This window comes from Bradyrhizobium sp. LjRoot220 (assembly GCF_964252915.1).
GTDB lineage: Bacteria > Pseudomonadota > Alphaproteobacteria > Rhizobiales > Xanthobacteraceae > Bradyrhizobium.
Genome location: NZ_CAXUPS020000006.1, coordinates 432,667 through 448,118 on the forward strand (window position 1 = coordinate 432,667; position 15,452 = coordinate 448,118).

At 63.0% G+C, this 15,452-nt stretch carries 13 protein-coding genes; 5 read left to right on the plus strand and 8 right to left on the minus strand.

The window, feature by feature from the left end; translation table 11 throughout:
• Nucleotides 1-43 precede the first annotated feature (43 nt).
• Nucleotides 44-1,291, minus strand: a complete 1,248-nt coding sequence (locus ACSQ84_RS25415; RefSeq protein ID WP_436214449.1) for a flavin monoamine oxidase family protein — start codon at nucleotides 1,289-1,291, stop codon at nucleotides 44-46.
• Nucleotides 1,292-1,509: 218 nt separating this feature from the next.
• Between ACSQ84_RS25415 and ACSQ84_RS25420 the strand changes: the two genes are divergently transcribed.
• Complete coding sequence (locus ACSQ84_RS25420; protein ID WP_436214450.1) at nucleotides 1,510-3,390, plus strand: hypothetical protein; 1,881 nt, start codon at nucleotides 1,510-1,512, stop codon at nucleotides 3,388-3,390.
• 34 nt (nucleotides 3,391-3,424) lie between these two features.
• Here the strand turns inward: ACSQ84_RS25420 and typA are convergent, their stop codons facing one another.
• The 4 genes from typA to ACSQ84_RS25440 all read right to left on the minus strand — a co-directional run bounded on the left by typA (nucleotide 3,425) and on the right by ACSQ84_RS25440 (nucleotide 8,799).
• On the minus strand, nucleotides 3,425-5,248 hold the full coding sequence (gene typA, locus ACSQ84_RS25425) for a translational GTPase TypA (protein ID WP_436214451.1): 1,824 nt from the start codon (nucleotides 5,246-5,248) through the stop codon (nucleotides 3,425-3,427).
• A gap of 220 nt (nucleotides 5,249-5,468) precedes the next feature.
• Nucleotides 5,469-5,717: a hypothetical protein gene (locus tag ACSQ84_RS25430; RefSeq protein WP_436214452.1), complete on the minus strand. Its 249-nt coding sequence runs from the start codon at nucleotides 5,715-5,717 to the stop codon at nucleotides 5,469-5,471.
• A 29-nt stretch (nucleotides 5,718-5,746) separates the two neighbouring features.
• Entirely contained in the window at nucleotides 5,747-7,297 is a 1,551-nt protein-coding gene (locus tag ACSQ84_RS25435; protein WP_436214453.1) for an alkaline phosphatase D family protein, read from the minus strand.
• A gap of 86 nt (nucleotides 7,298-7,383) precedes the next feature.
• On the minus strand, nucleotides 7,384-8,799 hold the full coding sequence (locus tag ACSQ84_RS25440; protein WP_436214508.1) for a TAXI family TRAP transporter solute-binding subunit: 1,416 nt from the start codon (nucleotides 8,797-8,799) through the stop codon (nucleotides 7,384-7,386).
• A gap of 216 nt (nucleotides 8,800-9,015) precedes the next feature.
• On the opposite strand from ACSQ84_RS25440, the gene ACSQ84_RS25445 reads away from it, so the two are divergent.
• Together ACSQ84_RS25445 and ACSQ84_RS25450 are read left to right on the plus strand one after the other, a co-directional pair.
• Nucleotides 9,016-9,321, plus strand: a complete 306-nt coding sequence (locus ACSQ84_RS25445; RefSeq protein ID WP_436214454.1) for a 4a-hydroxytetrahydrobiopterin dehydratase — start codon at nucleotides 9,016-9,018, stop codon at nucleotides 9,319-9,321.
• A gap of 150 nt (nucleotides 9,322-9,471) precedes the next feature.
• Nucleotides 9,472-9,852: a YkvA family protein gene (locus ACSQ84_RS25450; protein WP_436214455.1), complete on the plus strand. Its 381-nt coding sequence runs from the start codon at nucleotides 9,472-9,474 to the stop codon at nucleotides 9,850-9,852.
• A gap of 63 nt (nucleotides 9,853-9,915) precedes the next feature.
• On the opposite strand, the gene ACSQ84_RS25455 is transcribed toward ACSQ84_RS25450, so the two are convergent.
• The 3 genes from ACSQ84_RS25455 to ACSQ84_RS25465 all read right to left on the minus strand — a co-directional run bounded on the left by ACSQ84_RS25455 (nucleotide 9,916) and on the right by ACSQ84_RS25465 (nucleotide 13,470).
• Nucleotides 9,916-11,091 (minus strand): TAXI family TRAP transporter solute-binding subunit, encoded by a 1,176-nt coding sequence (locus ACSQ84_RS25455; RefSeq protein ID WP_436214456.1) that lies wholly within the window; start codon nucleotides 11,089-11,091, stop codon nucleotides 9,916-9,918.
• 85 nt (nucleotides 11,092-11,176) lie between these two features.
• Complete coding sequence (locus tag ACSQ84_RS25460; protein ID WP_436214457.1) at nucleotides 11,177-12,118, minus strand: hypothetical protein; 942 nt, start codon at nucleotides 12,116-12,118, stop codon at nucleotides 11,177-11,179.
• A 377-nt stretch (nucleotides 12,119-12,495) separates the two neighbouring features.
• Nucleotides 12,496-13,470, minus strand: coding sequence for an NADPH:quinone oxidoreductase family protein (locus tag ACSQ84_RS25465; protein WP_436214458.1), 975 nt, complete (start codon nucleotides 13,468-13,470; stop codon nucleotides 12,496-12,498).
• A 165-nt stretch (nucleotides 13,471-13,635) separates the two neighbouring features.
• On the opposite strand from ACSQ84_RS25465, the gene ACSQ84_RS25470 reads away from it, so the two are divergent.
• Nucleotides 13,636-14,475 carry an SDR family oxidoreductase gene (locus tag ACSQ84_RS25470; protein ID WP_436214459.1) on the plus strand — a complete coding sequence of 280 codons (840 nt, stop codon included), beginning with the start codon at nucleotides 13,636-13,638 and terminating at the stop codon, nucleotides 14,473-14,475.
• Nucleotides 14,476-14,636: 161 nt separating this feature from the next.
• A complete protein-coding gene (locus ACSQ84_RS25475; protein ID WP_436214460.1) occupies nucleotides 14,637-15,293 on the plus strand; it encodes an invasion associated locus B family protein in 657 nt (218 codons plus the stop codon).
• Nucleotides 15,294-15,452: the final 159 nt, after the last annotated feature.

The window sequence follows — 15,452 nt, forward strand, 5'->3', positions numbered from 1 at the left end:
GCATGGATTGCTTCGCTGCGCTCGCAATGACGGAGATTGAAAGCTATAGCATGCCTAGAGCGGCCATCACCTCTTTCGCCGCCCGCTCTCCCGAATCCCTCGCCCCATGCGCGGTCGAGAAGAAGTTCGGCGAGGTTGCCTCTCCCGCAAAGAACAAGCGGCCGTCGACGGGGGCTGCCAGCACCGCGCGCTTCCCGGCGTGGCCGGGCAATGCGTGGGAATAGGAGCCGCGCGCGAAGGGGTCGTGGGACCAGCGCGATTCCGCCAGCGGCCGCAGCTTGCGGCGGAAATCATTGCCGAGGAAGCCGGCAATTTCGTCGATCGCCTGGGCGGCCAGCGCTCCGTTGCCGGCCTCTTCCAGCCCAAGCGCAAAGCGTCCGCCGAAGAAACCTTCGATGCAGGCTTGACCGAACGGGCGCAAATGATAGGTCCCCATCGCGCTGCGCATGGTGGGGCCGCGCAAATTGCCGTCCTCCGGCAGCGCCTCAGGCTCGTCGAGCGCCAGCATCACCTTTTCGTCGACGCCGAGCGGCAACCCGCGCGCCGCGTCGACCTTTTCCGGCAATGCAGGAGAAAAGCGGATCGTTTCGTCGGCGATCAGATTGGTCGGCACGGTGACGATCACCTTGCCCGCCTCCAACGTGCCGAGCGAGGTTTCGATGCGCACGCGCCTGGCCGAATGATCGATCAGCGTCACCGCGCAATTCAACGCCAGCGGGCAGGGCGCACCATAGGCCGCCATCAGCGCGCCATAGCCGTGCCGCACCCGCCAATTGACTCCGGTGTCTTCGTAGGCCTGGACGTCGATGACCGAAACGCGGTCGAGCTCGCTTCCGTTGATGTAGGTCGAGATCGCATCGATCATCGGATTCCAGCGATTGCCAGGCTCAAGATAGAGGTTGGCGGCGCTGTCGCGGCCGCTTGTTGCGGCCTCCTCCAGGCGATCGAAGAATGCGTCGAGCGCTTCGATGAACTCAGCGCGCTCGCGCGGCGGGAATATGTCGCCGAAGCTCTGTTCGCGCCAGGGCGGGTGGCTTTTGTCGATTTCAATATTCAGCTGCGCGGCGATGGCGACAAAGGAATTCTTGTCTGCCGAATGCAGCCAGCCGCAACCGACGTCGAACAAGATACCGGGCGCCGGCGCAATGGTGTATCCGCGGCCGCCGATGCGGTCGCGCGCTTCCAGCACGATGCAGGAAAGGTTGAATTGCTTCAGCGCATGGGCGGCGCCGAGGCCAGCAGCGCCGGCGCCGATGATGGCAACATCGACTTCAGAGGGAAGGGTCGTCATGCCCAAGCCTCTAGCACGTTCGCCGAGGGGCCTGAAGCCGGTCCCGCAACGCGGCCGGCCCTTGGAAGGCAGGGGAGGTGTGCGGTTTGCGCATCGATCGCGGCCACGACCGACAAGCGATGCGAAATTCCAGGAAAAGCAAACGCCTTGCGTTTCCTCCTGTGGTTGTATTGAATAGAGCATTCTCCCAGGCGCCATTTATAATATGGATTTCAGCCATGGTCGAATTCGATCCCGCCGCGGGGCAGAAGCGAACTGCGATCCTTGTCGTCCACGGCATCGGCAGCCAGCGTGCGCTGGAAACGGTGCGCGGGGTGATCCGGGGCGTCTGGCTCGACGACAAAAACCCGGCCGACAAAGGCAGGCGGATCTGGTCGCACCCCGAAAAGGACGGTGCCGATATCGACTTGACGGTGATGACGACGAGCGCGGTGCCGGAGTCCGCCGATGGACGCCTGGTCGATTTCCACGAATTGTATTGGGCTCACCTGATGAGTGAGACCAAAGCCGTCGCGGTGCTGCTCTGGCTGTACGAGCTTTGCCGCAAGGGCCCGATCATGAAGTACGGCATGAACGGGCTTTGGTGGGCCGCCGCGATCTTCCTGTGCCTGATGAATCTCTCCTTCGCGGTGCTGGTGTTGAAGGGCATTCTGCTGTTTTCGCAAAATGTCGCGCAGGTCATGCTGGTCGCGCCGTTCCTCCTGCTGTTCGCCAGCCTGCTGTTGGGCCTCGTCGTCGCGGTCAGGTGGAAGGCTTTCCGCCTCATCAGGCTGCTGGCGCTTTTTTGCGTTGTCGGAATTCTCGTCATTGCGAGCTACTTCCTCGTCGAGAAGTTTGCGCCCGGCAATCGCGATGTTCCTGACGGGGCGGAACTCTTCACGCTGGTCGCATTGCCGACGCTGATTGCGTGGCTCGCGAGCTTCATGCTCATGGGCCGTCAGGGGTTGCGTGCATTTTTCCGCGCCATTGCGATTTCGGTGGTCGTGTTTGGCATCTTTGTCTGCACCGACCGGTACTGGCATCCGGACACCCCCTTTGCCGTCACGATGGTCAAATCCTGGGTGTGGGGGCTGAACTCGCCGTGGAGCGTTGCTTCAGCGGCGGCCGTGATCGGGCTTTATCTGATCGTCAATGCCGCGTTCCTGCAGTCCTATCTCGGCGATGCCGCGCGCTATTTCCGGAATTCACCGGGCAACGTCGCGGTGCGCCGGGCGATCAGGAAGGAGGCCGTGGATACGCTGGCGAGTCTCCACGCGTCAGGCCAGTACGACCGCATCGTCATCGTCGCGCACAGTCTTGGAACCGTCGTCGCCTACGACATGCTGCGCGCCTATTTCAGCCGGATCTGCAATGAGCTGCCGCCTGCCGATGAACTGGGCCCGGATTTTGATGCCATCGATGCCGCCAAATGGCAGCCGGAAGACGCCAAGGCGACCATCGCGGACAAGAAGGCGTTGCGCAGAATGGCGCGCGCCACGATCGCCAACATCGCTGCTGCGGCGGCGCAGCACAGCTCCGGGCAGCAAAGACCAAAGACATGGCTGGTCACCGACTTCGTCACGCTGGGAAGCGCGCTGACCCACGCCTATTTCCTGATGTGCCACGGCAAGGCCGAGGCGGACCTGAAGGCAGAAGGGAGGGTGAATACCGAGCACGATTTGAAGGAAGATTTCGCCCGGCGCGTTGGCGAAAGAGAGTTTCCGACCTGTCCGCCGAAACGGCTCGATCGAGACGGCTTGCTCGCCTTCACCAACCCGAAGACGCACAAGAAGCAGATTCACAACGGCGCGCTGTTCGGATTGACCCGGTGGAGCAACATCTATTTTCCCAGGCGTCAGCTGTTCTGGGGCGACGCCATCGGCGGCGCGCTATCGCCGATCTTCGGCTATCATATCGTCGATCTCGCGGTCTCGACCAAAAAGGCCGGGGGTGACGACTTCTTCACCCACACGGCGTATTGGGACGTCCGTCGCGCGCCCGACACTTGTCAGGCGCCGCACATCGTGACGCTGCGCAAGGCGATCGATCTGGCCGATACCGGCGCCGCCATCGACCTGGTCGATGAAGGCGACGATCCGGCCGCACACGACGGGAACTGACGCGGTCGCTGGCGCGACCGGTTTACTCCGCCGCTTAAGCCACCGCTTCCTTGGCCTTTTCCGCGCGCTTGCGGTCGTTGGCGTCGAGGTGGCGCTTGCGCAGGCGAATCGACTTCGGCGTGATCTCGACCAGCTCGTCGTCCTCGATATAGGCCAGCGCCTTTTCCAGCGTCATCCGGATCGGAGGGGTCAGGCGCACCGCCTCGTCCTTCGAGGTGGTACGGATGTTGGTGAGCTGCTTGCCCTTGAGGATGTTGATCTCGAGGTCGTTGTCGCGGGTGTGCTCGCCGACGATCATGCCCTTGTAGACCTTCCAGCCCGGCTCGATCATCATCGGGCCGCGGTCTTCCAGCTTGAACATGGCATAGGCCACCGCCTCGCCCTGATCGTTGGAGATCAAGACGCCGTTACGGCGGCCCTGAATGTCGCCCTTGTAGGGCAGATAATCGTGGAACAGGCGGTTCATGATCGCCGTTCCCTTGGTGTCGGTCATCAACTCGCCCTGGTAGCCGATCAGCCCGCGGGTCGGCGCGTAGAACACCAGGCGCAGACGATTGCCGCCGGAAGGCCGCATCTCGATCATTTCGGCCTTGCGCTCGCTCATCTTCTGCACCACGACGCCGGAGAACTCCTCGTCGACGTCGACGACGACTTCCTCGACCGGCTCCAGCAGCTGGCCGTTCTCGTCCTTGGTCAGCACGACGCGGGGACGCGACACCGACAGCTCAAAGCCTTCGCGGCGCATGGTCTCGATCAGGATCGCGAGCTGCAATTCGCCGCGACCGGAAACTTCCATGGAATCCTTGTCGGCGGCCTCGACCACGCGCAGCGCGACGTTGCCCTCGGCCTCGCGCAACAGGCGGTCGCGGATCAGGCGGCTCGTCACCTTGTCGCCTTCGGTGCCGGCGAGCGGCGAATTGTTGACGATGAACGACATCGACACCGTCGGCGGATCGATCGGCTGCGCCTGGATCGGAGTGTCGACGCTCGGATCGCAGAAGGTATCGGCGACCGTGCCCTTGGGCAGGCCCGCGATCGCGACGATGTCGCCGGCTTCGGCCAGCTCGACCGGCTGCCGTTCGAGACCGCGGAAAGCGAGGATCTTGGTGACGCGGCCGGTTTCCACCAGCTTGCCGTCGCGTGAGATGACCTTCACGGACTGGTTCGGCTTCACCGAGCCCGACGCGATACGCCCGGTGATGATGCGGCCGAGATAGGGGTTGGCTTCGAGAATGGTGCCGAGCAGGCGGAACGGGCCTTCCTCGACCACCGGCGGCGCGACATGCTTGATGACGAGGTCGAACAGCGGCTTCATGCCGACGTCATGGGAGGCGTCCGGGGTGGTGCCCATCCAGCCGTTCTTGCCCGATCCGTACAGGATCGGAAAATCGAGCTGGTCATCGGTGGCGTCGAGCGCTGCGAACAGGTCGAACACTTCGTTGAGGACTTCGGTGATGCGCGCGTCAGGGCGATCGACCTTGTTGATGGCGACGATCGGCTTCAGGCCGAGCTTCAGGGCCTTGCCGACCACGAATTTGGTCTGCGGCATCGGACCTTCGGCGGCGTCCACCAGCACGATCACGCCGTCGACCATCGAGAGGATGCGTTCTACCTCGCCGCCGAAATCGGCGTGGCCCGGGGTGTCGACGATGTTGATCTGGGTGTCTTCCCAATGCACCGACGTGCACTTGGCGAGAATGGTGATGCCGCGCTCGCGCTCGAGATCGTTGGAATCCATCGCGCGCTCGACCTGACGCTGGTTGTCGCGATAGGTGCCGGATTGCTGCAGCAGCTTGTCGACGAGAGTGGTCTTGCCGTGGTCGACGTGGGCGATAATGGCGATATTGCGAAGGTTCATAGCTGTTCTTCTGGTTCGGACAATGGCTGGAGCACGATCTCGCCGGAAAACCGGGACCCACTTTTCCGGATCACGCTCATAAACCTGAAATGCGACAGGGCGACGGCCTGGACCTTGGCCCTAAAAAGGAAGCCCGGCCAAAAGACCGGGCAGTACCTTACGCGTTGCGGCGCAATATATTCAGAAAACGCCAAAAAACAATGGTTTGTTTGGCACTTGGTTAGCCGTTTTTCGGGCTAATTGCCTTGTTCCGGGTCGGGATAGACCCCCGTAAGACGTCCTCAAGATGGTCTTTGACGGCCTCATGGCACAGGCAGGACCGGATTTTCAGCGCCGAGCGGCTGGAGATGCTCATCCGGGATTGGAAGCCTGCGATGGTCGCCCGACCGCCCGGGTGGTTCAGCCCGGAGCCGGTTCTGACGGAATCAGAACCAGCTCCGGCTTCTTGTTTTTGACGTGTTTTCTTCACGCGAACCGGTTCCCACTTCGCTCGAAACGCTACGTCCGTTTCGGATCGAGCGTCGTCGACCAAAGTGCGACGTCGGCGCGGTCGCGCAAGGTCACGATCATCTGTCCGGAGGCGCCGTCGATCTTGACGTGACCGAAGAACTGCATGCCGGCGGATGGCGGCAGGTTCTGTTGGCCCGGCCCCGGCGCCTTGATGAACTTCACCTCCGGGCCAAACGTGTTGTCGAGTTCGTTCGGACCGAACGTGCCGGCATGCAACGGACCGGCGACGAATTCCCAGAACGGATCGAAATCCTGGAATTGGGCCTTGTCGGGATTGTAATAATGCGCAGCGGCGTAGTGGACATCAGCGGTCAGCCATACCGTGTTGACGACGCCAGAGGTCTTGATGAAACGCAGGATGTCGGCGATCTCGAGTTCGCGGCCATGCGGCGGGCCATCGCCTTGCGCGAACGCTTCCGAGCCCTTCTTCTTGGCTGCATCGTCATAGACGATGATGCTGAGCGGCATGTCGGAGGCGATCACCTTCCAGGTGGCGCGCGAATTCAACAGCCCGCGCTTCAGCCAGGCTAATTGATCGGGGCCGAGGAAATAGCTCTCGGGACCGTAGCTGGTTTGCAGGTTGGGCCCATTGGGACTGCGATAGCTGCGTTCGTCCAGCATGAAGACGTCGAGATGCGGGCCGTAATGGAGCGTGCGATAGAGCCGGCCCGGCTCGACGATGCTTTCCCGCATCGGATACATTTCGTGGAACGCACGGCCTGCGCGGGCGGCGAGCAGGCCGATGTCGCGCTCCTTGTAGGCCGCGGGAAGTTGCTTCGACAGCGACCAGTTGTTGGTAACTTCGTGGTCGTCCCATTGCACGAAGACCGGCACCTCGGCGTTGAAGGCGCGGACATGCTCGTCCATGAAATTGTATTTGTGGGCGGCACGGAATTCGTCGAGCGTCTCGGCCACCTTGGCTTTTTCCTCGATGGTGACGTTCTTCCACACCTTGCCATCGGCCAGCTTGACCTCGGACCTGATCGGGCCGTCGGCATAGACGGTATCGCCGGAATGCAGCAGGAAATCCGGGCGGTGCTTGCGCATGGTGGCGAAGGTGACCATGCCGCCGTCGTCGGGGTTGATGCCCCAGCCTTGTCCTGCGACGTCGCCGCCCCAGACGAAGCTGACGTCGCGGCGATCGGCCGGCGCGGTGCGGAAGCGGCCAACGATCGCTTCGCTCTGGATGTCGATATGCGACAGGTCGCGAAACCGCACGCGATAGAAAATCTCCTGACCCGCGGGCAGGTTTTCCAGCAGCATCTTTGCCGTGAAATCGCTCTCGGGAAGCGCTGCGATCGGCGGCAGCGCCCTCGCATGGGCAAACGATTCCGATGTCGCGACCTCGACCAGCATCTGCGAGGGGCGGTCCCCGCGCGCCCACACCACGCCGCCATCGGCGCCGACGTCGCCTGACTGCACGCCATGGGTGATCACCGGGCGGTCGGCGGCGCGGCTGAGATAAGGCATTGCGATGATGCCAAGGCCAGTCGCCGCGGAGCAGGCGAAAAACTTTCGACGGGAAATTCGTGTGGTCACGTGGATCGCCCCCGGTCTGTCGCGAGATAGCCCAAGCAGACCTAGAAAAATTCCATGACGACCGGATTACAGGAATGAATGCCCGCTCAGCCGCCGGCGGCCCGGAACTGCGCGCCCGCCCGAAGCAGGTTCTGCGGCATGCTCATCAGCAGCGCCTTGCGGTCGGCGACGGCGTTGTGGAACTGCTCGAGCGCGATGTTGAAGGTGGTCAACGCGCCTTCCTCGACGGCGCCGTGTTCGAAACACTCCAACATATGGCGCAGGATGGCGTCAGCCTCCGACTGCATCCGGTCGAGTTCCTCCGTCGAATCGCAGTTGCGTGCCGCGGCGAGCATGTCCAGCAGCCGGTCGCGCTGCGAATTGCTGGCAATGCGCTCGTCTTTTTTCAGGTAGCCCGCGAACCAGGCGCCGGCGGAGCCCATCGCCGACAACCCCATCAGGCCCCACCAGATGAAATCGCCGTAGCGTTCGAAGAAGGTTTTTTCCTCGCCGTCGACAAAGGCGGCCGCGCCGGGATGCACGGGGATGGTGGCGTCCTTGTCGGTGTCCGGCGTCTCGATCTTGGCCGCCAGCGGGTATTCGTTCTTCAGCGTCTGCCGGATCGCGAACAACTGCCGGGTAAAGACGGCGATGGTGGAGTCGGATACGCCCTTCCGCGCCACGATGTGATGCGCGAAGCTGATGGTCTTGACTTCCTCTTCCGGCTTGGCCGGCGCGCCGCCAAAAGTGCCGGCGGGAATCTCTGAAGCCTCGTAGGCCGGGTGGTTCTGCGCAATCGCTTCCGCCGAATCGATCGCGAGGAAGGTCGGCGTGCCGCCGTCGCGCATCGAAGCTGCGATCGCATCGGAAGTGATCTTGCTGTTGACCGGACCCGCCGCGAGATAGGCATCCGCCTTCTGGTTGCGGATGGCGTCGACTGCTTCGTTGACCGGGAACTGGATGATCGCGACCTTGCCCGGATCGACGCCATATTGCTGCAGGATCACCTTGAGCAAATTGACATTGGCCTCGGTGCGGCCGACGACGCCGACGCGATGTCCGGCGAGCTGCGTGATTTTGGTGATCCTGGGCGCGGCTTTTTTGCCTTTGGCCTTTCCGGCGGGCGGCACCCAAAGCACCGTGACGTTCTTGCGCAGCGTCGCCACGGCCTGCGCGTTCTTCGGCACGTCGAGGTCGCCCCTGATAATGGCGAGATCGGCCTTGCCGTCGCCGAGCAGCTTGGCGCTCGCCTGCGCGCTGTCGGTCTGCGTCGGGCGCAACCGGACCAGGCTGTGCTGCTGGTTGTTGAAGGCCTGCGCCAGCGCCTGGACCACTTTGAGGTCGTCGCTGCCGGCTGGGCCGACCGCGATCCGCAGCGTCACCGGGCGGGTCGCAATGTGATAACCGGCCGCCAAAACGCCAATGATCGCGAGCACGCCGCCCAGCATGACGAACGCCAGCCGCCGCCGCGCCGAACGGGGCGAGGGATGCAGGGCTTCGGCAGGATGAGGGCCGTCGGTCATCAATTCCTGAACAATCGTTTGCGGTTCGATCTTCGGTGCCAACGCGCTTGCACCGACCACTCTAGCAAATTCCTCGCCGGCCCGTGGTTACATCTCCGTCATGGTTACCGGCGGCCAAGCGGCCATTGGACGCGCCTTTCGGTCTTAATTTGGGCAGGGATCCCGCGGCGGCCATTCGGTGTTAGGGTAAAGTCGGGGCGCAACGCGGAGGCGATCATGGTGGAACGGCTGTCGGCAGAAGCGCGAAAATCGGCGCTGGCGGAACTTTCCGGCTGGTCGGAGACGCCGGGCCGCGAGGCGATCGCCCGAACTTTTACCTTCAGAGATTTCAATGAGGCGTTCGGGTTTATGTCCCGCGCGGCTTTGGTGGCCGAAAAGAATGACCATCACCCGGAATGGCGCAACGTCTACAAGACCGTCGAGGTGGTGCTGGCGACCCATGACGCCGGCGGCGTCACCAAGCTGGACATCCAGCTCGCAAAGGCCATGAACGCGATCGCCAGGCAGTTCGGCCTGGTTTGACCTCATTCGTCTCGGCCACTGCCGGTCTTGCAGCGGCGGCCCGACATCCCCAATTCTGTCCCCGTAGCGTTTTCGAGCGCGAAGAAAACGCGTCAACCAGAAGTCCGGAGCCGCGGCGATCCGCCCCGCCGGACTGGAGGGAGCGCCATCATGACGTCCGACCACAGCGTGGGTTTTGACCCGGCCGACCGGCTGGCGCAGGACCGTGACAGCGTGCGGCGGCGCTTCTGGATCAAGCTAAAACGGGTGGTGGCAAGGCTTCCTTTCGCCGAGGACCTGCTCGCGGCTTATTATTGCGCGTTCGACAAACAGACGCCGCGTCACGTGCAGGCGGCGCTGCTCGGCGCCCTCGCCTATTTCGTCCTGCCGTTCGATTTCGTTTCCGACGTGCTGCCGGTGCTCGGCTTCACCGACGACGCGGCGATACTGGCCGCCGCCATCCGCATGGTTGCCAGCCATATCACGCCGGACCATCGAGACGCCGCGCGCGCCGCGCTGAAGCGTGGCGTGGAGCAGGACGAGGCGGAATAGTCCCGCGTCGCGACGTCCGTCACCGGGTCTCGCCTGCAGCGAGCCCGATGACGGTTCGAGGCTTTATTTCCGGGACCCGGAGCGAACTTGCGCCCGCGCGTTCCGTTCGGTTTCCCAGACCTGGAACTGCTTGAACAATGTCTCGCGGTCGGCATCGGTCTTGATGTTCGCCGCGGTAGTTGGGCTCTGCTTCAGGAATTCATCGAACCGGGTACGCGCGACCGCTTCGACGTTGTGGGATTTGAGCCATTGCTCGGCCACCGGCAGCCGTTGCCAGTCGGGCAGCGGCGCCGACAGCGAGACTTCCTTCCACTTCGGATGAAAGGGCGGGTTCTGGAAGGTGGGAAACTTGGTAAAAAACGCGTCCACGAACTGCGACAGCTTGCGGTAGCGTTCGGTGTTCGGCGCCCAATTATAGGCTGCGAGCACCGCCGGCACCGCGATGGTGTCGACTCGATCGTCGCCCGAAATCAGGTTGGGATAATCCTTCGATGACAGGCTGGCGGGCAGATAATCCTTTTGCAGCGGCTTCTCGTAATTGACGGTCACCAGGTGGAAGCGGTCGTCCTTGAAAGTGCTGACGGACTTGTACGGCTTGCCGCCGCACACGATCACGGCGTCGATTTCGCCGGCCTTCAATTTCTCCAGCGCGATACGTTGCTCGACATAGACCACCTTCGGCTTCATCCCGAGCCGCTCGAACACGGTCAGTGCCGTGATGAAGGTGCCGCCATTGGGAAGGTCGACGCTGACGGTCTTGCCTTCAAGGTCCCTCAAGCTGCGGACCGATTTCGACGCGATCACGTGCATTTCTTCATTGTAGAGCTTGGTCACGTAGGTGAACTGCTTCTTGATATCCTTCGCAAAGCCCTTCCGTTCGAGGTAATCGAGCGTGTCGGAGCGGACGATGCCGAGATCGACGCCCTGCAGGAACAGGATGTCCGCCACACTCTGCACGGAGCCGCGCCCGACGATGGGCAGTACGCGCAACTTGTTGCCATCGTCGAGCACGGAAGCGAGGTCGGCGCCGAACTGCACATAGGTTCCGCCGATCGTCCCCGACATCAGCGTCACGGTGTTCGAGTTCAGGCTCTGCTTGGTGGCAACCGAGCCGAACTGGAAAATAGCCTTCAGGCTTTCGCTGACCTTGGCCGGATCGGATTCGGTTTGCTCGGCGCGGGCCGTCAGGCCACACGCCATCATGATGGCAAAAACTGCCATTCCAAATAGACGTCGCATTTTGTTGTTCCCCTGCGTGATGCCCGATGATGCGTGATGCGTGATCGTGAGTAATGCGGGCCGGTGATGACTGGTTCGAAGATGCCTAGTTCTGGATCTGGCTGAGACGGCGCTTGGCGTCGGACGAGCCGAACTGAGCGGCCTTCTGGTACCAAAGCCGCGCCATCGCCGGATCGGGCGTGATGCTGCGCATGTCCTGTTTGCCCAGCACCTGCGGGTCATAGGTCCCCGCCAGCATCAGCGCGGCGTCGGCCTCCTGCGCATCGGCCGCACGCTCGAGCAACAACCGGGCGGAGGTGATGTCGCCGATCGCAAGCAGGCCCTTCGCGCGCTTCAACAGTGCCGCCAGTTCATCCGGATCGACGCGTCGTGCCGCTTGTGCAGGTTCGGGGGCCGCGGGCTCAATCGCTACAACCCCGGTCTTGATGGCGCTCTGGTAGGCCGCGGCGATTTCTTCGCGTGACGGCAAAGCAGAAGCCAGCGCAACGGGCTGGATAGGGCGGTCGGTTGCCGCTTCCGGCGTTGCCGGCGGTGGTTCGGGAGGCTGGGCCGCGACGCGCGGTGCCGCGGCGTCCTGCAGTGCGGCGCCTGACGGGGCGGGCGCTGTGCTGGCCAACGAAGCCTTGGCGTTGACGATGACAGCGCGTGTCGAATCGAAGGAAAGCAGCGCGACACCGGCGGCCACGATGGACAACGCGAGCGCACCGGTCACGATGCGCGATGCGCGCGCTCTTCGTTTCTTGCCGCCAGCGAAGGAGTACTCGGGCGGTTCTTGATAACCGGAGTGATCTTCGTAGCCCTCTTCTGCTCGATAGCGATCATCCTGTCGGTGGCGCGCATCCTGCTGGCTCGCGAGAAAAAGCGGGACCGGGTCGTCTGCCGGATGATCTTTCTGAACGAGCGGGTCGTGCTTGCGTGCTTCTGGCCGCCGAAATTGATGCGCCTCATACAATCCGGGATCATCGATCGCTTCGTTGAATCGTGCGAACGGATCTGCTGATTGAACCTGCCTTGTACTCTCCACCATGGTGATGCTTCCCCGCTACCAAAACGCAACACGGGTAGCCGGCATCTTTTTCTTGTTGTTATCGGTGTCCGGGAACCCGTTTACTGGGCGGGCAATTCGCATGGCGAATGGGTTGAAAAAACGACGCCGGATCGCTCGAATCGGGAGACATTTTGTTTTGATTGCGGCGACTTGCCGTAATCCAGAGATTTAAAATTGCATATCGTTAACGCGCAATCGCCTTGAACGAAGGCGTTTCGGCATCGCGCGTCGAGCAATCCGCAAGCGCCAATCACAAAAACGGGCCGCGTTGCGTGCGGCCCGTTCGCTGTTCTGCCCGACGATGATCGCTCGAGCAGATGAGGCGTTGAATGAAACGCGATCGCCGTCGCGCAGCATCACGGATGCAGGATCACCTTGCCCATCGCCTTGCGGCCGGCGAGCACTTTCAGCGCTTCGGCGGTTTGCGCCAGCGGGAAGGTGCGGTCGACATGCGAGGAGATCTTGCCTTCCGCGGTCCACTTCACCAGCTTTTCCAGATTGGCGCGGTTCTTCTCCGGGTTGAGCCGGGCCCAGGCGCCCCAGAACACGCCGCGAATATCGCAGCCCTTGAGCAGCGCCAGATTGAGCGGCATCTTTGGTATGTCGCCGGCGGCGAATCCGATCACCAGGAAGCGGCCTTCCCAGGCGATCGAGCGCAGCGAGGCCTCGGCGTAGGTGCCACCAACCGGATCGAAGATGATGTCGACGCCCTTGCCGCCGGTGAGGCGCCGCAAGCCTTCCTTGAGATCCTCCGTGCTGTAATTCAGGCCCAGCTCGGCGCCGTGTTGTTTCGCAAATTCGAGTTTTTCATCCGACGAGGCGCAGGCGATCACCTTCAGGCCCATTAGCTTGCCGAGCTCGCAGGCGGCAAGACCGGTGCCGCCGGCAGCGCCAAGCACGGCCATGGTTTCGCCCGGCTTCAGGCTGGCGCGATCTTCCAGCGCGTGCAGCGCGGTGCCGTAGATGATGAAGATGCCGGCGGCGCGATCGAAATCCAGATCGTCGGGAATTTTCACGATCGAATTGGCCGGCAACGCGATCTTTTCGCGCGCGCCATTGTGACCGCAGGAGGCCGCCACGCGGTCGCCGACCTTCAGGTCAGTGACGCCGGCGCCGACGCTTTCGATCACGCCCGCGACCTCGGCGGCCGGCGAGAACGGGAACGGCGGCTTGATCTGGTACTTGCCCTGGATCATCAGGATGTCGAAGAAATTCAGCGCCGCCGATTTGATCGCGATCACGGCTTCGCCGGGGCCAGCGACCGGATCCGGCACATCGGCCAGCACGAGGTCGTCGGGTTGGCAATATTGCGAGCAGAGAATGGCTTTCATGGACACACCTGATTTTCGGAAGCACAAAGGCTGGAAACGCTAAGTGCTTCTTGCCGGATTTGCACGCGGGCTACAATCCGATTCGGATGCATGAGAGAGCCGTCATTCCGGGGCGCGCGTCAGCGCGAACCCGGAATGACGGCAACTAAATAATGGAGTGAAACAATGTTTGAAAAAGGCCTGCTGGCGGGAAAACGCATTTTGATCACCGGCGGCGGCTCCGGGCTTGGCGCAGCGATGGGGCGGCGCTTTATCGAGCTCGGCGCGGAACTCGTCATCTGCGGCCGCCGGCTCCAATTGCTGGACGCCACAGCGGCACAGATGCGCGGAGAACTCGGCGGCAAGGTCTCGGTGATCGGTTGCGATATCCGCGACGGCGCGGCGGTCGATGCGATGATGGATCAGGTCTGGCGCGAGGCGCCGATCGACGTTCTGGTCAACAATGCTGCCGCGACCTTCCTCGCGCAGACCGAACATTTGTCGTTCCGCGCGGCGGATGCGATCCTGGGGCCCACGCTGCACGGCACGATGTATTGCACGCTCGCGGCCGGCAAGCGCTGGATCGAGGGCAACCATGAAGGCGTGGTGCTGAGCATCCTGTCGACCTCGACCATCACTGGCCGCGCCTTCACCGTGCCGTCGGCGATGGCGAAGTCCGCGGTGCTGGCGATGACCAGGAGTCTGGCGGTGGAGTGGGGGCCGAAGGGCGTTCGCACGGTGGCGATTGCGCCCGGTGCGTTTCCGACGCCGGGCGCGTCGGGTCAGCTTCGCCCTGAGGGCCGCGACGAGGGCTGGGCGCAGCGCAATCCGCTCGGCCGCGCCGGCGAGCACGGCGAACTCGCCAACCTTGCGAGCTTCCTGATCTCCGACCAGGCCGGCTACATCAATGGCGAGATGGTGGTGCAGGATGGCGGCGCGCATTTGCGCAGTTCCGGCGCCGAGGACCTGCTGCAGTGGACCGACGCACAGTGGCAGAAACAGCGCGAGGGCCGTATCAAAGGCTAACCCCGCGCGGCGCGCGGGAGGTGCCAAAAAGGCCGTGGGTGCCACGGCGGCAACGCCCGTAACTGCCTTCCCAAAAAGGCATTTTCCGGCTATCCATCGTTGGCGTCACGACGCGTTGTCGGGCCATCTTCCAGTCACAATGATGAGGGAACCAGTCGTCCGTGCGGCAGATACTGACATCCCTTGTTCTGAGTGCGTTGCTGTGCGGGGCCTCCAGCCTTGCGCAGGCGCAGAGCGCTGCCCCGAAGGGGGCCAAAGAGGCGGCCAAGCCCGCCGCACCGGACAGGCCCGCGGCAACGGAAAAGCCGGCCGCAGCAGCGAAGTCTGCCGCCAAACCGGAGGCTGCCGCGGCGGCCGCCGCCGGCGGCGCGGAGCCGACCCTGATCGGCCAGTTCGGAACCTGGGGCGCCTATACCGCGACGCCGAACGGCAAGAAGGTATGTTTCGCGCTGGCAAAGCCGTCGTCGTCGAAGACCAATCCGCCTAACCGTCCGCGCGATCCGGCCTACGCCTTCGTCTCGACGCGCCCGGCGGAAAAAGTCACCAACGAGGTCTCGATCATGATCGGCTATGCGCTGAAGCCGGGTTCGGAATCCACGCTCGAGGTCGGCGGCGCGTCCTATGCGATGTATACCCAGGGCGACGGGCTCTGGATCAAGAACGCGGCGGAAGAAGATCGGATGGTCGATGCCATGCGCAAGGCGGCGGATGTCACCGTCAAGGGCGTTTCGGCCAAGGGCACCGAGACCACGGACATCTTCTCGCTGAAGGGTCTGTCGCAGGCGCTCGACAAATTGGCGCAGGATTGCCGGCGTTAAGCGGTTTTGAGCCGAAAATGGCGTTGTTTGTGGGCCCCGGAGGGCCTATTTGAGTGCTACTTGTAGGGTGGGCAAAGGCGCATCGCGCCGTGCCCACCATTAACGCTTGCGGTGGGCACGCTTCGCTTTGCCCACCCTACGTACCCCGCTCTCCCCTCA